Genomic DNA, 18,276 nt, shown 5'->3' on the forward strand with positions numbered 1-18,276 from the left:
TTAAAGTCCTTGCCCTTTAAGTGCGTCTGCTAGGCTAGCAAACTCTGCCAAGCTGAGAGCTTCCCCCCGTACACTTGGTGACAAGCCTGCTTGGTCCAAAGCCTTGGTCAGCTTGTCCTTGACTTCCTCAGTCTTGCCAAAGTAACCTGTCAAATTATTCCACAAGGTCTTACGACGATGGGTGAAACTAGCCTTGGAAACCTTAAAGAAGAAGCTCTCGTCTTCCACTGCTACAGCTGGTTCTGGACGGCGCACCATTTTCAAGATGGCCGAATCCACATTTGGCGCTGGCACAAAGACCGTACGAGGCACGATAAAGGCAACCTTGGCAGTCATGTAATACTGCACCGCAATCGACAAGCTACCATAAGCCTTGGTATTCGGCTGGGCTGAAATGCGGTCCGCCACTTCTTTCTGCATCATGACCACAAACTCACTAAAAGGAATCCCACTCTCAATCAAGTGCATAAGAATAGGCGTTGTGATGTAGTAAGGCAAATTAGCCACTACCTTGATTGGCAGGTCAGGATTTTTAAAATTCTGGATATGTTGCGCCAAGTCAACCTTAAGAATGTCCTCGTTGACTACGGTCACATTGTCAAAATCACGCAAGGTATCTGCCAAAATCGGTACCAAACGATGGTCGATCTCAAAGGCCATAACTTCTGCTGCACGCTCAGCCAGAAACTCCGTCAAGGCACCAATCCCTGGCCCGATTTCGATGACATTGACCTGATCATCAATCTCAGCCGTATCCACGATTTTTTGTAGGATATTGGTATCCGTCAAGAAGTTTTGCCCGAAAGACTTTTTAAAGGTAAAACCGTGACGCTCCAGCACTGCCTTGGTCACGCTATAATCTGCAATTCTCATCTATTCTCTTTTCTATTATCTGTTACTACTATTGTAACACATTCCCCTTGTATTTTGGGGGTGAAAATCATACCAAAAGACTATCTTTCCTCATGAAGAAAGATAGTCTTGGAAATCTTTAGAAGTGGCCTTAGCGGTTCTCTCGAAACATCCGTTCGAAAAAATCAGCTTCTTGATAACTTCGATTTTCGGGTAGGGTCAAATCTACATCCTCCTCTACATCATCCACTGTCAGTTCAACCGTTTGAGGTAAATTTTTCAAACGATAATGCTTTTGCCTTTGACCTTCAATACTAGCAAAATCAAGCAAATAGCCATTTACTCGGATTTGAACCAAAAGGAGATGATTGGTCATATTTTCCATGATGAGGATATCTTCTAAACCACCTCTGGCACTAGGATAATCAGATACCCTGCGAATACGGATTTTTTCACACATGAGCAAGCTCCCTCATATCAATGATTTTATCTGCCTTATTCCAGATTAGGGGATTATGAGTCGCAATGATGATAATTCGATTTTCATCTTTCAAGCCCACCAAGAGATTCATAACCTCCTCTGAATTTTCAGGATCAAGAGCTGCTGTTGGTTCATCTGCCAAAATCAAGGGTGGATTTTTCAAAATAGTCTTCGCAAGGGCAACTCGTTGGGCTTCTCCCCCAGATAAAGTATAAATTTTTTGCTCCAAATCCAAATATCCTAGATTAACTTTTTCTAAAGCCTCCACTTGCCTTTCCAAACGTTCTACTTTTGAGATTTTCTGACCAACAAAGCCCAAATCCAAATTCTCTTTGATTGATTGGTTTTCTAAAAGGCCAAAATTTTGAAAGAGATAGCCCATCTGGTCTCGAAAATACTCACGAGTGGAAATGGTTTTTAAATCTTTCCCCTGATAGAGAACCCTTCCACCATCTATCTTTTCTAGCTTTCCTAAGATGTTCAGCAAAGTCGTCTTTCCGCTTCCACTCTTTCCGATTAAGGCATAGACCTTGCCCTTCTCCAGCTTGAGATTTAAACCAGAGAAAATCGCGCGGTCATTAAACTTCTTTTCCAATCCTTGAATATCAATCATCTTATTTTCCTTTCAATACTGCCATGCTACCAGCTTCTTCCTTTTTATCCTGTCTTACTAAAATCAACAGAGCGTTAAGCGTAAACAAAGCTACAACTAGAGCGCTAATCAAGCTATCTCCTGTCAAAACACTAGATAGGATTAGCCCAAGTAAGAGAACTCCTCCTTGCGCCAGTAAATACTTGCCATGAAGCTCATAGATTGTCATACCAGAAAGACGTTTAATCATGATCTCCCGTCTGAACTGCTCAAAATAGAGAAGATTCATGGAATCAAATAACAAAATAGCCGTAGACAGAGTCAAAACAGTCCCAATAAGGAGAGAGTAAAACTCCATACGTTTGTCATTTAGTACCTTGGCAAAAAATAGCTGGCTTTTTACCAAATAAGAGACCTTGTGATACAGACCTTGCTCTTTTAGAGCTGTGATGCTGTCTTGATATTGATCTAATTTCAAGGCACTATTAGCCGTAGTTCCCCATAACATCCCTGCAACAGGTCTTGTTCCAGTCGCTTGCGGCGTTAAAACTACAATAATCGGATCTTTTAGGTACTGGCGTGTCGTCTTGTACCCATCGTTATAGAGGAAGCGTTCCTGTCCTGTTTCTGTAAAAGCTAGCGTTACCTGTGGGAGGTAGTACTTCTGACTCGTCACTTCTACACTTTCAGATGAAAAGTTTTGCAGGTAATCTGTAAACAATCCTTGGTAGTAGGCAGACTGCTCTCTCAAGCTCTCAGGCAAGATCAGCCCAAACTCTCCCTCAGACAAGTTTTGCATCTTGTCCATAAACTCTGAAGAAATGGTAATCTTTTCTTCTATCAGATAGCGCGGTGAGACATAGATAACATTCCCTGACGGTGTGTAGTCATTGAGACGATTGCCATCTAGATCCACTTCTGCTCCATCTGAGAATTTGTCAATATTGCTCATAATATAAAAAGAGTCTGTATTGGCTAACCGTTCTTCAGTAAATGTCTGCCACTCACGATTATCCTTACGCATTCCTTCTTCATCGGCAAATGCACTAGACCAACCAAAGGATAGACGGTAACGGTCTGAGGACTGGCTCCATTTATCGCTAGCCTTCTCCATCTCCTGCATTTCACGGTAGTGGGGTAGGAGAGCAGTCGCACTCGAACCGACCACCAGCACGGCCAAGAGTTGCCCCACCATCATCAATGTCATCATACGTTTGAGAGGGAGTTTCCCTTTCAATAGATCCACCAGACTATTTTCCTGTAAACCAAATAGATACACGACACTTAGTAAGGTAGAAATCCCTGCCAAGGTCAAGCCATAAAGTAGAAGAGCAATGATGACAAGTTGCACCGTTGCCATAAACAAGACACCTTGATACCAGAGAATCCCCAATCCCAAAAGACTGGATACTAGCACCGAGAAGATAAGCTGTCTCACATCTTCTAACACTGGTCTGAGAACCACCCCAAACAAGCTCTCACCAGCGATTAAACGAATCCCTGCCTGACGAAGGGATTTTATCCGATAAATCAGGGTCAGACTCATAAAGGTCAGCAGAAAAATAGCTAGACTCAGTAGTCCCATTGGGGTAGCCGCCAAGAGGACGACCATCGAAAATGACTCTGTTCTATTCGAGACAACACCATTATAACCCAGTTCTTGCAGGGCGGTCTGTAAGCTCACTCCATCCAGACTCCCTGACACAATCAAGTAAGAACCTAATAAATCACTCGTTTCTGCACTCTCCTCGGAGGAAATGGTCAAACCTTCTGGAAGTTCTCCCTCACCATAAGTAGCATAGGTAAAGCGTGTTTCTCCAGCTTCATTTGGCTCAACGATCCGACGGGCGATGAGACTATTGTGCTCTACTGCCAAGTTACTCAAAGCCTCTGTCACCTCTTCGCGACCAGCTACTGGCTGGTCTAGCCCAGTACCCATCACGTCAACAGAGGGATAGTTACCAAATAAAATCTCTTCTCGATGGTCAACAGAATTTATCACCATATAAAGCGATACCAATACCATTGAAATCAAAATAAATAAGCGTTTCATCATTTCCTCCAAAAAGTTACTTGGTCACTTAGTGAGAAGATGACCAAGTAAAGCATCGTTATCAATTCACCCAGAAATATTTTTACTTTCTCGTGTGTAATTTTTAATAATTATAATAGAAACTTACTTGCTCGGCCCACGCAGTACGAATCCAAGCTCGAGATGTTCCCCCTGCATTAGCATATCCCTTATCAGATGAACTATTCCACCTGCTGGAAACCGTTGAACTATGGTATTTTGACGGGTGATAGTAGTTTGAGTACGCACCGCCGTTAGCTGAACCATACGTCCAAACACCACCACCTGGATACTTAACCGTGGCCGATACTACTGCTACACTTCCACCTAATGTTGCTGCAATGCTCGCTACAAGAGCTAATTTTTTAACTGTTTGTTTCATATTGATACTCCTCTATTTTTGATTACAAGATTGCTGAGTTACTTGCTCCTCTTTCCATTATCAACGTTGATACTATTATATTACCAAATGATATTCTAAAATTATTTGTTTTTCTCTAAATTGTCAAAATAGCACCCTGAAATGAACTTTTATAGTCATTATACTCCATCTTTATCACACTACCAAGGACATCAATGTCCTTAGAATCTAACTATTTCATTTTATTTTTGGCTTATATCTAAAAAAACAGTCCTAAAGACGAACTTTAGAACTGTTTTGATACAAGAACAAGGACATTTTTGGCATTGCTTCACGATATTTATAAATATTTTTTTACATCCTCTTGCCATTCCTCTGTCAATTTCTTTACTAGAAATTCATCTCCAATTAGCTGCGCAAATGTTTTAGAAGACTGATAAAATGATTCAGCTAAACTAAAATCTCTTTCTTCTCTTAATGCTTGCTTCCACAAAAACATAAATACAAGAGGTTTCTTTTGATAATCTTGAGTTTTATCCATAATTTCTTGTAAACACGATAGATAATCATTAAAGCAATCAGTTACTCCTACCTTTTCAAGACAACACATTCCTGAAATAAGAGTATCTCTAATTATAAAGAAGTTTTCTAATTGAGTTACCTTCTTCTGTTCTAAAAGAAAGAGCATTAGCTTTTCGATTTGATTCACCAATTTGGCAAGATCTTTTCTAATAAGCATTTGATAAAAAAACAAACGAATCAACAACATATCATTTATTGAATAAGCTTCTTTTTCTATAATCTGAGGCATATGTTCCTCAAGTATTAACTCTGCGTATTCAGGCCTTCTAGTTCTAGAAGTATCTAAACTCGCCTGCAATACTTCACATGCTAATTGTTCCTCTTTAGGAAGATTATCAAAGTATGTTTTATAAATCTCTTCCAAACACGCTTCTTTCTTATCATACTCCTCTTCTTTACCATAGATTGGTTCACGTAAAATCTGGTATTTCAATTCTAAATAAGCAGAAGGAAGAGCTGAAAAATCCGGCATAAGGCTATAAGCTGGAACTCCTAGCCGGCGAGCAATATAGTCTAACTTGGGCAAACTCGGTTGCGAAGCTCCACTTTCAATTCGCGATAGTTGACGAACCGTCAGTTCTTGCTCATCTCCACAAAAATCTGGACGACTAATTCCTTTTTCTATCCTAATCTCTTTAATTTTTTGACCAATTAACATCAGACACCTCCTCTTCTACCTGCTTCGAAAAATACTGTGAAACTTAAAAAATTGTAACGGCTACATCTTTCCTACTCATAAGATTTCATAGCTTCTTCCACTTCCGCCAAGGTAACCCCAAACAACTCTAGGCGTTTGAGGAGTTGCTTGCCGTTAGAATAGCCGATTCGGAGAACCTCTCCCAGATATTCTCTGCGCTTACGGCTGTCTGCCCCTGCTAGAAAACCAAGACGAATCAAGTCGCTACGACTGATGTCAAACTGACTCTCATGTTCAAATTGTTCTGTCACCTGAGCTAGAGCTGTTTTCAAGTCTTCATAGCTGGCATGTTCGATTCCCAGAGAACGTCCCTTGGTTTTGGACTTAGGAACAGCCTCATCTCGTTTGAGGAAAGCATGCTGAACTGTTGGAATGGCCGTCATAATCATACGACGAATCCGCTCCCCATTAAAATCTGGGTCTGTAAAGACAATGACTCCATGACGTTGGTGCAGGCGTTGAATCCGCTCTAGATCCTGGTCATTGATAGCAGAACCTCGTGTCTCATAGGTCTCTACATCGAAGTAACGTTTGAGATTGGCCGTATCATCGCGACCTTCAACCACGATAACTTGAGAAATTTTTTCTTTCATTACTTGCTGTCCAATCCAAAAATTCGCTCTGCATTTGCAGTCGTTGCCGCTGCCAGCTCTTCTGCCGTCATCCCACGCAAGGCAGCAATAAAGTCCACCACATAGCGAGTATAGGCTGTTTTATTTTCACGACCACGCTTGGGTACAGGTGCTAAGTAGGGCGCATCTGTTTCTACTAACATCTTGTCCAAAGGAAGTTCTCTAGCAGCTTCTTGGATATCGGTGGCCTTCTTAAAAGTCACCACTCCTGAGAAGGAAATGGTCATACCAAGCTCGACAAACTTCTCTGCCCATCCAAGAGTTCCTGAGAAAGAATGCATGATGCCACCCCGAGGACCAACTCCCTCGCTCTTAATAATCTCATAAGTATCTTCCAGCGCATCACGGGTATGGACAACAAAAGGTAAATTCAAGTCCTTAGATAGCTGGATCTGACGGCGAAAAACCTGCTCCTGCACCTCTTTTGGCGCTGTCATCCAATGATAATCCAAACCAATCTCACCCAAGGCAACCACCTTTGGATGCTTGAGCTTGTCAAGCAAGTAGGTTTCAATCTCCTCTGTGTAAGTTCCAGCTTCTGTCGGATGCCAACCGATAGTCGCATAGAGCTGGTCATACTCATCTACCAACTCCAAGGCACGCTCAATCGTCGGTTTATCAAAACCAACAATATTCATCTGTGTCACACCCATCTCAGCAGCCAAGGCAATTTCTTCTGCCTCACGACCTGCAAATTCTTCTACATTCAAGTGTGTATGTGTATCAAAAATCATCTCTTCTAACCTCGTTTTCTATCTTCTATTATACCAAAAAACTGCCCTCTCTCCTCATATGTAAAAAATATTCTAAAACCCATCATCATCTCTTGACGCTCTTTTTCCAAAGCAGTATAATAACACTTATTGAAATTTTCAGTAAAGGAAAATACCATGTTTACAAAATTAAAACAGACTTTTATCGGTCGTCCTCTTAAGTCCTTAACAGAAGGCGAGGGAGGTCTGCTGGGAAAAATGCAGGCCTTGGCCATGTTGTCAAGCGACGCTCTATCTTCCATTGCCTATGGGCCTGAGCAAGTAGTCCTCGTCTTGGCTAGTCTCTCTCCTCTTGCGATATGGTGGAGCCTTCCTATCGGCCTCTTTGTCCTCCTGCTCCTAGCTAGCCTGACCGTTTCCTACCGTCAAATCATCCATGCCTACCCTCAAGGGGGCGGGGCCTATATGGTTACTCGAGAAAATCTATCTCCCGAGCTAGGCTTGATTGCTGGAGGTAGTCTGCTGGTTGACTACATGCTGACTGTGGCGGTATCGGTATCATCTGGAGCTGATGCTATCACAGCAGCTATCCCTACCCTCCACCCTTACAACCTCCACATTTCCATTTTTCTAGTTTGCTTGCTTATGCTCTTGAACTTACGGGGCTTAAAAGAATCTGCCAGTTCACTGATGATTCCTGTCTATCTCTTTATCATCAGTACTGTCTTTCTCTTGCTCTATGGAATCTTTCAACTAATGACAGGTTCTCTCAGCTATCAGGCAACTTCTCCTATCGGGCATGCTGTTCCGAGTCTGTCTATCGTTCTCATTCTAAGAGCTTTTACCAGCGGATCTGCCTCTCTGACAGGGGTTGAAGCTATTTCAAATGCGGTTCCCTTTTTCAAGGCTCCAAAAGAAAAGAATGCCGCTCAAACCTTGACTATTATGTCACTGATTTTAGGTTTTCTTTTTGCTGGTATCACCTTCCTAAACTACTGGATGGGGATTATGCCTCAACACGGAGAAACTATTCTTTCACAGATGGCTCAAGGCATCCTTGGTAATTCCTTTTTTGGCCACCTTGGGTATTATATCTTCCAATTCTCCACTGCCTTGATTTTGGCCGTAGCTGCAAATACTGGCTTTTCAGCCTTTCCTATGCTGGCTTACAATATGGCTAAAAACAAATACATGCCCCATCTCTTTATGGAAAAAGGAGACCGACTAGGCTACTCTAATGGAATTTTAACTCTGGCATTTGGAGCTATGATTCTTCTTCTCATTTTTAATGGCAATACCGAACGCTTGATTCCTCTTTATACTATCGGGGTCTTCGTGCCCTTTGCCCTATCTCAGACTGGGATGATTCGTCATTGGAAAAAGGAAAAAGGAGCCAACTTCTTAAAACCTGCTCTTGCTAATATCCTTGGGGCAATCATTTGCTACGCGATTATACTAATCTTGCTCTTTTTCCGTCTCAGTGATATCTGGCCTTTCTTCCCGATTATTCTCGTACTCACCCTACTCTTCTTGGCCATTCACAGTCATTACCAAAAAGTAGCCCAACAACTACGACTCTATGAAGGCATCGAAAAACGTACCTACGATGGAAATCTAGTTCTCGTCCTAGTAGGGAATGTTACCCGAGTTAGCGTCGGAGCCATTAACTACGCTCAAAGTATCGGTGACGAAGTCTTAGCCATGCATATTTCTACCAAGGAAACAGCAGAAAAAGATCAAGAAATTCTCCAAGAATTTGTCGATTACTTCCCAACCATTACTCTGAAAAATATCAAGACCAGCTACCGCGACATCATCACGCCTACTGTCAAGTATGTCAAACGGATCTCTGAGGATGCCCAGAAAAAGAACTATACAGTCACTGTCCTCGTCCCCCAGTTTATCCCTAATAAACCTTGGCAGAATATCCTGCACAATCAGATGAGTCTCAAACTCAAATACGCCCTCCGTTGGCACCAAGACGTCGTTGTCGCTAGCTACTCTTATCACTTAAAAGAATAAAGAAAAGGCCTTACCAGAACCAAGAAGTTCTGGTAAGGCCTTTTTCTGAAACCAGTCACTATGCTTATACTCAATGAAAATCAAAGAGCAAACTAGGAAGCTAGCCGCAGGCTGCTCAAAGCACTGCTTTGAGGTTGTAGATGAAACTGACGAAGTCAGCTCAAAACACTGTTTTGAGGTTGCAGATAGAACTGACGAAGTCAGTAACCATATATACGGTAAGGCGACGCTGACGTGGTTTGAAGAGATTTTCGAAGAGTATTAACTGAAAAGCATGACTAGGAATATTATTGAATGTGGTTAGCTAAATCTTCCTGAGCTTTTTTATTTGACTCAGCTTTTTCTTTCAGCCATTTTTCATAGAGTTCTTGGTACTGTTTAGCAGTTACTGCCTCTTTTTGCAATTCAACATATTTGTAGTTGTCCGCATTTCCTTTATTCCCAACGAATGAGAATGGGCCTGTAAACGGTACAGTCTTACGGAAGATTGGGTTAGCTCCACCACTTTGAACCGGTAGGAAGAGGGCGCTATCTGTCAACCAAGCTTGGGCTTCAGCATATTTTTCATAGCGAGCTTGAGTATCTGCGATTTCCGCATCTGCCTGATCCAAGAGTTTCTTGTAGTCAGCAAGACCAATCTTGTCCTTGACTTCCTTGTCTTTTCCTTCAGACAAGCCCATGTTTTTCAACTGAGAACCTGTCTCTGGATCTAGAATCGCTAGGTAAGTCTTAGGATCTGAGTAGTCTCCACCCCATCCTGAGATGTCGATATCGTAGTCTTTTTGTTCTGCTGTATCTGCAAAGTAGGTTGCTTGGTCTTTTTCATCTGGAGAAAGTTGGATAACGTCGATAACTACATTCTCCTTACCAAGGGTTTCTTCCACTGTTTGTTTGAAAGATCCAGCCTGTTGCACATCCAACTTAGCAGTCTGGTCAACTGGCATATCCAAATGAATTGGGAAGGTTACTCCTTGAGCTTGCAGACTTTCTTTGGCCTTAGCAAATTTCTCTTTGGCCTTGTCAGGATTTAAGAAGGCTTGCTTACCATCGTTTAGGTTGATATTTGCCCAATCTTTACCGTAGTTGACAATTTTTTCATTGACAATATCACCGAAGTTCTTATCGCCAACTTGGACAAAGTTACTTGGTGTAACTGTGTTACGCAAGATACGGTCTGCTCCATCTTCACCATTTGTCTGTGCTGCATAAGCATGACGGTCAAAGGCAAAGTTGATAGCCTGACGGAAATCTTTATTCTGCATAGCTGCGCGTGAATCTGTCTTTTCCTTATCAGACTGTTTCATAGTTTGCTTGTAGCTTTGACGATTCACGTTGAAAAGATAATAGAAAGTAACTGAGTTTTGCGGTGTATAGGTAATCTTGTCCTCATTTCCCTTCTTGAGTTCAGCAAAGACTGAACTTGTTGGGAAGATACGGCCATCTGTATAATTACCATCCAAGAAACCTCTAGCAATGCTGTCTTGGTCAGAACCGTCAAAGAAAGAGAGTTTCACTTTCTCAATTTTGACCTTGTCCTTATCCCAGTAATTAGGGTTTTTATCAAACTCAATTAAAGATTTTGATGAGAAAGATTTAAACAAGTAAGGACCATTTGACAAGATACTTGATGGTGTTACACTTCCAAAGTCATCTCCCTTAGACTTCAAGAAGGCTTCATTTACAGGATTAAGGATACTTGCTGTTGTTTTAGAGTTCCAATAAGTCTCAGGTTGGTTGAGGGTGTATTGTAGAGTGTAATCATCCACTGCCTTAACACCAACAGTTCCAAAATCGGATGATTGTCCTTCAACATAGTCTGCTAGACCTTTGATAGAGTCTTGTACCAAGTACAAGTTTTCAGCCTTTTTATCAGCCGCATACTTGAGACCAGTCACAAAGTCATGAGCTGTTACGTCCGCATACTCTTCTCCTTCAGAAGTGTACCATTTAGCTCCCTGACGGATTTTATAAGTGTAAGTCAAGCCATCTTTTGACACTGTCCATGACTCAGCCATAGATGGGATGAGATTGCCATACTGGTCGTTTTCCAACAAACCATCAATCAAGTTGGTTGTGATACTAGATGTAGAGTCTCGTGTAGAGGTAATGTAATCCAAGGTATCAGGGTTACTGACAAAGATATAAGAGTATGTCTTGTCTGCATTGCTTGATTGGGATGACCCGCATGCCGCTAGAGCTAGACCTGCTGTCAAAGCCATAGCTCCAAAAAGCATCACTTTTGATTTCTTCATGATTATTCTCCATTTTTTACAGTATGTGAAATATTATACACCATTTGAGCAAAAATATAAAGCCTTTTTGAACTTTTTTACAAAAATAAAAATCAGTAGACTCGAGTTCCTACTGATTTTTGTTATGGTTCGTTTGGATTATGCAGCCAAAACTTTGCGTCCTTTACGACGACGAGCTGCCAATACGCGACGACCGTTTTTAGTTGACATACGGTTACGGAATCCGTGTTTGCGCGCACGACGAAGTTTACTTGGTTGATAAGTACGTTTCACGATGAATACCTCCTCATAGATTTTGTATTCGTTTAGCCGGCTATAAAGTGATCAGTTACTAAACATACTTTACTATTCTATCTGATTCTTTTACTTTTGTCAATAGCTCAAGGCAAATGTTTCCAGCTTTTTCGAATGTAAGCCCTATCTACGATACTGTTTCAAGAAACGAGTCATCTTTTCTTGGATTTGGGCTAGTTCATCGACACGAGGAAGGTAAACGATACGGAAGTGGTCTGGTTCCTGCCAGTTAAAGCCTCGACCATGAACCAAGAGAACCTTTTCCTGCTTCAAGAAATCAAGGACAAACTGTTCATCATCATCTATACGGTACATATTGCGGTCGATTTTAGGGAAGATATAGAGTCCAGCCTTAGGTTTAACCGCAGACAAACCTGGAATATCTTGAATGGCATTGTAGATGAAGTTTCTTTGCTCATAAATTCGTCCACCAGGAAGAAGCAATTCATCGACTGATTGGTGGCCACCCAAGGAAGTTTGTACGACTTGTTGGGCCAAAACGTTAGAGCAAAGGCGCATATTGGATAGCATATTGAGCCCTTCGATATAGCCCTTGACATGAGTCTTAGGTCCAGACAAAACCATCCAACCCACACGGAAACCAGCAATACGGTGAGATTTTGATAGACCGTTCATGCTGACACAGAAAACATCTGGTGCCAAGCTCGCCACAGGCGTATGCACATGCCCATCCATGACCATGCGGTCATAGATTTCATCCGCAAAGATAATCAAATCGTTTTGACGAGCAATCTCAATAATCTCCAACAAGAGTTCCTTAGGATAAAGGGCTCCAGTTGGATTATTTGGATTGATAAGAACGATTGCCTTGGTATTGGAAGTGATTTTTGACTTGATATCGTCAATATCTGGGTACCATTCTGCAGCTTCATCACAGATATAGTGAACGGCATTTCCTCCAGCTAGGCTGACAGCTGCTGTCCAGAGAGGATAGTCTGGCATTGGCACCAAGACCTCATCCCCATTGTCCAAAAGCCCCTGCATAGACATGACAATCAGTTCACTAACACCATTTCCAAGGTAAATATCATCAATATCTACATTTGGGAATTTCTTCAATTGGCAATACTGCATGATAGCCTTACGGGCTGAGAAAATCCCTTTGGAGTCAGAGTAACCTTCACTATCACGCGCATTCATAATCAAGTCATGAATGACCTCGTCTGGCGCTGTAAAGCCAAATTCTGCTGGATTTCCTGTATTCAGACGTAAAATCTTTTCTCCGTTTGCTCGCATCCGCATGGCTTCTTCCAAAACAGGACCACGGATGTCATAAGCAACATGTTCTAACTTACTAGACTTGTTATATTCTTTCATCTTGTTTCCTCAATTCATCAGGATAGTAACATTATACCACTAGAAAGAGAATGCGACAAGTTTGCTGAAATGTGTTACTAGTTTCGTATAGAAGAAAAACCTCGCTAAAAGCGAGGTCAAGACAGGGGAGATAGCAGGTGTTCTGCCAAAAAACATCACATACCAAAAGATAAACCTAGAAAAAGCAAGCCTAAAAAGGAGTCATAAAAAAGATTGAACATGAGGAAAAGTCCCCATATCATCAAGTAATCCCAACGCCCACTTCGTTTTGCAACTAGAAATAAGAGCAGATGATAGAGTACATGAAAGACTAAAAAGCCGATAAAACCTGGATAAAGAAACGGTACCAGACTCTCTAATTGCCAGATCATGATCACTTCTATCAAGACTGAAACTAGGATAATTCCATAATAAAGGAAATTTGATGTTTGAAAAGAGCTTTTCATCATTATCCCTCCCTTCACTTGTTTCCTGCTATCCTTTCTTTTATTTTATCATATATTTATATAGATTTTAAGCGCTAACATTCTTTTGAAAAATACTTTTTTTGCTTTACTTCTATAGTGAAAAGGTTTACAATTATAGTAAGAAAATTTCAGGAGGTTTCATTATGGCACAACGTTACCAAAATATTATGGTCGCAATCGATGGTTCTAAGGAAGCGGACTTGGCTTTTGTCAAGGGAGTTCATTCTGCTCTACGAAACGACGCTAAACTTACCATCGCACATGTCATTGACACACGCGCTCTCCAAAGCGTATCCACCTTTGATGCTGAAGTTTATGAAGAACTCCAAGTCGACGCTGAAAGTCTGATGAAAGAGTACGAAAAACGTGCTAAAGATGCTGGTGTGGCAGATGTTCATATCGTCATTGAAATGGGCAATCCAAAGACCCTACTGGCACGTACTATTCCAGATGCAGAAGAAGTGGACCTCATCCTCGTTGGCGCAACTGGTCTCAACGCCTTTGAGCGTCTCTTGGTCGGCTCTTCATCTGAATACATTCTCCGCCATGCTAAGGTTGATTTGCTGGTGGTGAGAGAACAAGAAAAAACCTTATAGTCACGTAGAAAAGGAGCCCAGAGCTCCTTTTTTTACTGTTTATTTCTCTCTTTATGGCGTTCATAAGCCTTAAGCTGGCGCTGCAGTTCCTTTTTAATAGCAGGTTCTGGAGCATATTTTTCTTCCCAATCATCTGGTTTTAAGATTTTGTGAGTCACTGGATCAAAATGAGCCTTGCCATCTGGAAAAATTTTCCCCATATTGGCCTGATGGACAATGTCAAAAATACGTTCTGGGTCCACCCCCATCAAGACAAAACTACCGTAGGTGAAGTAAAGCGTATCAATCAAGGCATCCACTTGCCCCACCAAATCTTGCTGAGCAGGCGTCTTCTGTGCTACCTTATCTGCTGCCTTATCAAGGGCCTGATGAAGTTGCGATAGAGCTTGACCAAAGTCCTCTTCAGAAGGGCTGGCAGCTCGAACAAACTCCACCAATTCTTCTATTTTAAAGCCAGCCCTATGGGTTGCACCTTCTAAATCCCAAGCTCGAGGTTCTTCTTGGGTTCGTTCATCCATCATGTGGTGGAAGGTCTTGACCTTATTGAAATGATAGTCACGGCTGACAAAGACTTTTTCTGAAGCTAAAACACCAAAATGTTCTAGGGCCTTATGGATTCCGTCTTGCTGATTGCTAGTGGTGATGTGCTTGGCAACTTCCTTGACACTGCTACTACCATTTCCCATAGCGACCGACATACCGACACCCGCCAGCATTTCTAGGTCGTTATCTGAGTCACCAAAGGCCATGACTTGGTTGAGGTCAAAGCCGTATTCTTTCCCAACTCGGCGTATGCCTTCCAATTTAGAGTTTCCTTGATTGATGACATCCGCTGCAAAAGGATTGCTACGTGTCAATTTCAAGTCTTCAAAATCAGCTGCCGCCTTCTCAGATTCTTCTGGTGTCATCAGCATCAAAACTTGGTAGATAGGCTGATTCATCAGATGAAGCAGGTCTTCTTCCTTTTGGGGAACAACCTTGCTGACCATACGATTAAAGGAATGACTCACTGTCCGAGTTAAAACAGAGGGAACGAAGCGACTGATTCGTTGGGAAAAAGAACCCAAACCAAAGGACATGATTTTAGAACCTAGCATGGCATCCTTGGTCCCTAATGCAATCTCCTTGCCCTCTTTTTTAGCATACGTAATGAGCTGGCGCAAATGTAACTTGGAAATTGGGCTCGTGAACAAGACTCTGTCTTTAGTAAAGATATACTGGCCATTATAGGTTACCGCAAAGTCCAAATCCAAATCGTCCATCAATTCCTTAACAAAAAAAGGTCCTCGCCCTGTCGCTACACCAACCAACACCCCTTGTTCTTTGACAATCTTAATCGCGTCCTTAGTGGATTTCAAAACACTCTTGCGATCGTTGACCAAGGTTCCATCGATATCAAAAAAAACAGCTTTGACTTCCATCCTATCCCAATCTCCCCTTTTGTGATACAATGATTATACCACATTTCAGAAAGAGTGAGTAAATCATGCCTAAGAAAATCCTTGTTTTACATACGGGTGGGACTATTTCCATGCAGGCAGATGCTTCTGGCGCTGTTGTAACGAGTTCAGATAATCCCATGAACCATGTGTCCAACCCACTTGAAGGAATCCAAGTCCACGCCTTGGACTTTTTTAACCTGCCAAGCCCCCATATCAAACCCAAACATATGCTGGCCCTCTACCAAAAAATTAAAGAGGAAGCAGATAATTACGATGGGGTGGTTATCACACACGGAACCGATACTTTAGAGGAAACAGCCTATTTCCTTGATACCATGGAGGTTCCCCATATGCCCATCATTCTAACAGGTGCCATGCGCAGCTCCAACGAACTCGGCAGTGATGGTGTTTATAATTATCTGAGTGCTTTAAGGGTGGCTAGCGATGACAAGGCTGCTGACAAAGGAGTTTTGGTTGTTATGAACGATGAAATCCATGCTGCCAAGTATGTCACCAAAACGCATACAACCAACGTCAGCACCTTCCAGACTCCAACACATGGCCCCCTTGGTCTGATTATGAAACAGGAAATCCTCTACTTCAAAACAGCTGAACCTCGTGTTCGCTTTGACCTTGATCACATACAAGGATTAGTCCCTATCATCTCTGCTTATGCTGGTATGACAGATGAGCTGATTGATATGCTGGATTTGGAACAATTGGACGGTTTGATTATCCAAGCCTTCGGAGCTGGTAATATTCCCAAAGAAACGGCTCAAAAATTAGAAAGCCTTCTGCAAAAAGGAATCCCAGTCGCCCTGGTTTCCCGATGCTTTAACGGTATCGCTGAGCCTGTTTATGCCTACCAAGGTGGGGGCGTGCAGTTGCAAAAATCAGGCGTTTTCTTTGTCAAAGAGCTCAACGCCCAAAAAGCCCGTTTGAAACTCCTCATTGCCCTCAATGCCGGACTAACAGGACAGGCTTTGAAAGACTATATGGAAGGCTAATACTCTTCGAAAATCTCTTCAAACCGCGTCAACGTCGCCTTACCGTATGTATGGTTATTGACTTCGTCAGTTCTATCCACAACCTCAAAACAGTGTTTTGAGCAACCTGCGGCTAGCTTCCTAATTTGCTCTTTGATTTTCATTAAGTATAATTCCCTTCTCTAAAAACAAATCAGGAAATCTTCTCGATTCCCTGATTTTTTCTATTTCCGTTTTCGTGTTGAGCGACGCTCTGTCAAACCATGAGGTAAGAGAACTTCACGTTCTTCCAACTCTTCCTTATGCATAATCTTGGTCAACATACGCATACTAATGGCACCAAGGTCATAAAGAGGTTGGGCAATCGTTGTCAAGTTTGGACGGGTAAAGCGTGCAATTTGCGAATCATCACTAGTAATGATTTCAAACTCTTCTGGCACTGACACACCCTTATCAGCAAGGCCGTTCAATACACCTGCTGACAACTCATCACCTGTTACAATTGCTGCAGTTGCGTTTGATGAAATCAAGCGTTCTGCCAAGGCATAGCCATCTTCATAAGTGTATTTAGACTCAAAGACCAATCCTTCACTATAAGAAATACCTGCTTTTTTCAAGGCTTCCTTGTAGCCAACCAAACGAACCTTACCATTGATATCATCCACTAGTGGACCACTAACGAAAGCAATGCGCTCATTTTCTTTAGCAAGGTAGGTCACTGCATCAATCGTAGCTTGTTTGTAGTCAATATTGACACTTGGAAGTTGGTGTTCCACATCCACTGTTCCCGCAAGAACAACCGGTGTTCGAGAACGAGAAAACTCTGAACGAATTTTTTCAGTCAAGTGATACCCCATAAAGATGATACCATCCACTTGCTTAGAAAACAGTGTATTAACTACTGAAACTTCCTTGTCATCATCCTCATCACTATTAGCAAGGACGATATTATACTTGTACATTTCAGCGATATCATCAATCCCTTTAGCAAGCGTTGAGAAGTAGCCATTGGTAATATTTGGGATCACGACACCGACAGTGGTTGTCTTTTTACTTGCAAGACCACGCGCCACGGCGTTTGGACGGTAATCCAAACGGTCAATCACCTCAAGCACTTTTTTACGGGTATTCTCTTTTACATTCTTATTGCCATTGACTACACGGCTAACTGTCGCCATTGAAACTCCTGCTTCACGGGCGACATCATAAATCGTTACTGTATCGTCTGTATTCATTCCATTTCCTTTCTATATCATACCTCACGAGACTCCAAAAAAAGAGACTGTATGAAAATTTCGTTTTCATGGTTCTACTTATTTCATTTTATCACTATTTGTAAACACTTTCAAGCATTTTTTGAAGATTGTTTGAAAAAAATTTCATAGGAAGCTATGTTTATAAAGAAAAAATCGCCTTTTCTTGATTTTTAATCCTATTTGCTGTATGATAAGGGAAAGAAAGGGGGTAGAAATATGGCTTTTACCAATACCCACATGCGGTCGGCTAGTTTTGGCATTGTTACCAGCTTGCCTGATGACGTTATTGACTCTTTTTGGTATATCATCGACCATTTCTTAAAAAATGTCTTTGAATTGGAAGAAGAACTTGAGTTTCAATTGCTTAATAACCAAGGAAAAATTACCTTCCACTTCTCAAGTCAACACCTCCCTACAGCTATTGATTTTGACTTTAACCATCCTTTTGATCCTCTTTATCCGCCAAGAGTACTGGTTTTAGACATGGACGGTAGAGAAACTATCCTCCTCCCAGAAGAAAATGACCTATTTTAATACTCAATGAAAATCAAAGAGCAAACTAGGAAGCTAGCCGCAGGCTGCTCAAAACACTGTTTTGAGGTTGCAGATGGAAGCTGACGTGGTTTGAAGAGATTTTCGAAG

The 18,276-nt window shown here is 41.8% G+C and carries 20 protein-coding genes; 5 read left to right on the top strand and 15 right to left on the bottom strand.

What is annotated here, in order from left to right:
- The 8 genes from rsmA to B7695_RS06720 form a co-directional block, all read right to left on the bottom strand.
- A complete protein-coding gene (gene rsmA / locus B7695_RS06685; protein ID WP_084890605.1) occupies window positions 1-873 on the bottom strand; it encodes a 16S rRNA (adenine(1518)-N(6)/adenine(1519)-N(6))-dimethyltransferase RsmA in 873 nt (290 codons plus the stop codon).
- Between the two features lie 130 nt (window positions 874-1,003).
- The gene (locus B7695_RS06690; protein ID WP_000333264.1) at window positions 1,004-1,312 is read right to left on the bottom strand and encodes a hypothetical protein; all 309 of its coding nucleotides are present in this window, start codon (window positions 1,310-1,312) and stop codon (window positions 1,004-1,006) included.
- Window positions 1,305-1,946, bottom strand: coding sequence for an ABC transporter ATP-binding protein (locus B7695_RS06695; protein ID WP_084890608.1), 642 nt, complete (start codon window positions 1,944-1,946; stop codon window positions 1,305-1,307). Before B7695_RS06695 ends, B7695_RS06690 begins: the two co-directional genes overlap by 8 nt.
- Before the next feature lies 1 nt (window position 1,947).
- Window positions 1,948-3,978, bottom strand: coding sequence for a bacteriocin-associated integral membrane family protein (locus tag B7695_RS06700; protein WP_192855746.1), 2,031 nt, complete (start codon window positions 3,976-3,978; stop codon window positions 1,948-1,950).
- 103 nt (window positions 3,979-4,081) lie between these two features.
- Window positions 4,082-4,378: a lactococcin 972 family bacteriocin gene (locus B7695_RS06705; protein WP_084890612.1), complete on the bottom strand. Its 297-nt coding sequence runs from the start codon at window positions 4,376-4,378 to the stop codon at window positions 4,082-4,084.
- Window positions 4,379-4,697: 319 nt separating this feature from the next.
- Window positions 4,698-5,597 carry a helix-turn-helix transcriptional regulator gene (locus B7695_RS06710; protein ID WP_084890614.1) on the bottom strand — a complete coding sequence of 300 codons (900 nt, stop codon included), beginning with the start codon at window positions 5,595-5,597 and terminating at the stop codon, window positions 4,698-4,700.
- A 71-nt stretch (window positions 5,598-5,668) separates the two neighbouring features.
- On the bottom strand, window positions 5,669-6,229 hold the full coding sequence (gene rnmV / locus B7695_RS06715; RefSeq protein WP_084890616.1) for a ribonuclease M5: 561 nt from the start codon (window positions 6,227-6,229) through the stop codon (window positions 5,669-5,671).
- Window positions 6,229-7,002: a TatD family hydrolase gene (locus tag B7695_RS06720; RefSeq protein ID WP_084890618.1), complete on the bottom strand. Its 774-nt coding sequence runs from the start codon at window positions 7,000-7,002 to the stop codon at window positions 6,229-6,231. Before B7695_RS06720 ends, rnmV begins: the two co-directional genes overlap by 1 nt.
- Window positions 7,003-7,158: 156 nt before the next feature.
- On the opposite strand from B7695_RS06720, the gene B7695_RS06725 reads away from it, so the two are divergent.
- Together B7695_RS06725 and B7695_RS11465 are read left to right on the top strand one after the other, a co-directional pair.
- Complete coding sequence (locus B7695_RS06725) at window positions 7,159-9,003, top strand: APC family permease (protein ID WP_084890620.1); 1,845 nt, start codon at window positions 7,159-7,161, stop codon at window positions 9,001-9,003.
- Between the two features lie 73 nt (window positions 9,004-9,076).
- Window positions 9,077-9,268, top strand: a complete 192-nt coding sequence (locus tag B7695_RS11465; RefSeq protein ID WP_020903077.1) for a hypothetical protein — start codon at window positions 9,077-9,079, stop codon at window positions 9,266-9,268.
- A 22-nt stretch (window positions 9,269-9,290) separates the two neighbouring features.
- On the opposite strand, the gene B7695_RS06735 is transcribed toward B7695_RS11465, so the two are convergent.
- From B7695_RS06735 to B7695_RS06750, 4 genes are all read right to left on the bottom strand, one after another.
- Entirely contained in the window at window positions 9,291-11,255 is a 1,965-nt protein-coding gene (locus tag B7695_RS06735) for a peptide ABC transporter substrate-binding protein (protein WP_084890622.1), read from the bottom strand.
- 138 nt (window positions 11,256-11,393) lie between these two features.
- Entirely contained in the window at window positions 11,394-11,528 is a 135-nt protein-coding gene (gene rpmH / locus B7695_RS06740) for a 50S ribosomal protein L34 (protein WP_000831905.1), read from the bottom strand.
- Window positions 11,529-11,672: 144 nt separating this feature from the next.
- Window positions 11,673-12,887 carry a pyridoxal phosphate-dependent aminotransferase gene (locus B7695_RS06745; RefSeq protein WP_000666455.1) on the bottom strand — a complete coding sequence of 405 codons (1,215 nt, stop codon included), beginning with the start codon at window positions 12,885-12,887 and terminating at the stop codon, window positions 11,673-11,675.
- Window positions 12,888-13,042: 155 nt separating this feature from the next.
- On the bottom strand, window positions 13,043-13,336 hold the full coding sequence (locus B7695_RS06750) for a hypothetical protein (protein WP_192855747.1): 294 nt from the start codon (window positions 13,334-13,336) through the stop codon (window positions 13,043-13,045).
- 161 nt (window positions 13,337-13,497) lie between these two features.
- On the opposite strand from B7695_RS06750, the gene B7695_RS06755 reads away from it, so the two are divergent.
- Window positions 13,498-13,950, top strand: a complete 453-nt coding sequence (locus B7695_RS06755) for a universal stress protein (protein WP_000079148.1) — start codon at window positions 13,498-13,500, stop codon at window positions 13,948-13,950.
- A gap of 32 nt (window positions 13,951-13,982) precedes the next feature.
- On the opposite strand, the gene B7695_RS06760 is transcribed toward B7695_RS06755, so the two are convergent.
- On the bottom strand, window positions 13,983-15,371 hold the full coding sequence (locus B7695_RS06760; RefSeq protein ID WP_084890624.1) for a Cof-type HAD-IIB family hydrolase: 1,389 nt from the start codon (window positions 15,369-15,371) through the stop codon (window positions 13,983-13,985).
- 65 nt (window positions 15,372-15,436) lie between these two features.
- Here B7695_RS06760 and B7695_RS06765 point away from each other — a divergent pair, with 65 nt between their 5' ends.
- Complete coding sequence (locus tag B7695_RS06765) at window positions 15,437-16,399, top strand: asparaginase (RefSeq protein ID WP_084890626.1); 963 nt, start codon at window positions 15,437-15,439, stop codon at window positions 16,397-16,399.
- Here the strand turns inward: B7695_RS06765 and B7695_RS11215 are convergent.
- Complete coding sequence (locus B7695_RS11215; RefSeq protein ID WP_084890628.1) at window positions 16,396-16,542, bottom strand: hypothetical protein; 147 nt, start codon at window positions 16,540-16,542, stop codon at window positions 16,396-16,398. The genes B7695_RS06765 and B7695_RS11215 overlap by 4 nt on opposite strands.
- Window positions 16,543-16,602: 60 nt before the next feature.
- The gene (ccpA, locus tag B7695_RS06775; protein WP_084890630.1) at window positions 16,603-17,613 is read right to left on the bottom strand and encodes a catabolite control protein A; all 1,011 of its coding nucleotides are present in this window, start codon (window positions 17,611-17,613) and stop codon (window positions 16,603-16,605) included.
- A gap of 237 nt (window positions 17,614-17,850) precedes the next feature.
- On the opposite strand from ccpA, the gene B7695_RS06780 reads away from it, so the two are divergent.
- Window positions 17,851-18,168 (top strand): DUF960 domain-containing protein, encoded by a 318-nt coding sequence (locus tag B7695_RS06780; RefSeq protein ID WP_000886035.1) that lies wholly within the window; start codon window positions 17,851-17,853, stop codon window positions 18,166-18,168.
- Window positions 18,169-18,276 lie beyond the last annotated feature (108 nt).

Source organism: Streptococcus mitis (genome assembly GCF_002096845.1).
GTDB classification, from domain to species: Bacteria; Bacillota; Bacilli; order Lactobacillales; family Streptococcaceae; genus Streptococcus; species Streptococcus mitis_A.

Coding starts and splice junctions, on each gene's coding strand:
- rsmA (WP_084890605.1), bottom strand. CDS start 873: ATGAGAATTGCAGATTATAGCGTGACCAAGGCAGTGCTGGAGCGTCAC.
- B7695_RS06690 (WP_000333264.1), bottom strand. CDS start 1,312: ATGTGTGAAAAAATCCGTATTCGCAGGGTATCTGATTATCCTAGTGCC.
- B7695_RS06695 (WP_084890608.1), bottom strand. CDS start 1,946: ATGATTGATATTCAAGGATTGGAAAAGAAGTTTAATGACCGCGCGATT.
- B7695_RS06700 (WP_192855746.1), bottom strand. CDS start 3,978: ATGAAACGCTTATTTATTTTGATTTCAATGGTATTGGTATCGCTTTAT.
- B7695_RS06705 (WP_084890612.1), bottom strand. CDS start 4,378: ATGAAACAAACAGTTAAAAAATTAGCTCTTGTAGCGAGCATTGCAGCA.
- B7695_RS06710 (WP_084890614.1), bottom strand. CDS start 5,597: ATGTTAATTGGTCAAAAAATTAAAGAGATTAGGATAGAAAAAGGAATT.
- rnmV (WP_084890616.1), bottom strand. CDS start 6,229: ATGAAAGAAAAAATTTCTCAAGTTATCGTGGTTGAAGGTCGCGATGAT.
- B7695_RS06720 (WP_084890618.1), bottom strand. CDS start 7,002: ATGATTTTTGATACACATACACACTTGAATGTAGAAGAATTTGCAGGT.
- B7695_RS06725 (WP_084890620.1), top strand. CDS start 7,159: ATGTTTACAAAATTAAAACAGACTTTTATCGGTCGTCCTCTTAAGTCC.
- B7695_RS11465 (WP_020903077.1), top strand. CDS start 9,077: ATGAAAATCAAAGAGCAAACTAGGAAGCTAGCCGCAGGCTGCTCAAAG.
- B7695_RS06735 (WP_084890622.1), bottom strand. CDS start 11,255: ATGAAGAAATCAAAAGTGATGCTTTTTGGAGCTATGGCTTTGACAGCA.
- B7695_RS06745 (WP_000666455.1), bottom strand. CDS start 12,887: ATGAAAGAATATAACAAGTCTAGTAAGTTAGAACATGTTGCTTATGAC.
- B7695_RS06750 (WP_192855747.1), bottom strand. CDS start 13,336: ATGATGAAAAGCTCTTTTCAAACATCAAATTTCCTTTATTATGGAATT.
- B7695_RS06755 (WP_000079148.1), top strand. CDS start 13,498: ATGGCACAACGTTACCAAAATATTATGGTCGCAATCGATGGTTCTAAG.
- B7695_RS06760 (WP_084890624.1), bottom strand. CDS start 15,371: ATGGAAGTCAAAGCTGTTTTTTTTGATATCGATGGAACCTTGGTCAAC.
- B7695_RS06765 (WP_084890626.1), top strand. CDS start 15,437: ATGCCTAAGAAAATCCTTGTTTTACATACGGGTGGGACTATTTCCATG.
- B7695_RS11215 (WP_084890628.1), bottom strand. CDS start 16,542: ATGAAAATCAAAGAGCAAATTAGGAAGCTAGCCGCAGGTTGCTCAAAA.
- ccpA (WP_084890630.1), bottom strand. CDS start 17,613: ATGAATACAGACGATACAGTAACGATTTATGATGTCGCCCGTGAAGCA.
- B7695_RS06780 (WP_000886035.1), top strand. CDS start 17,851: ATGGCTTTTACCAATACCCACATGCGGTCGGCTAGTTTTGGCATTGTT.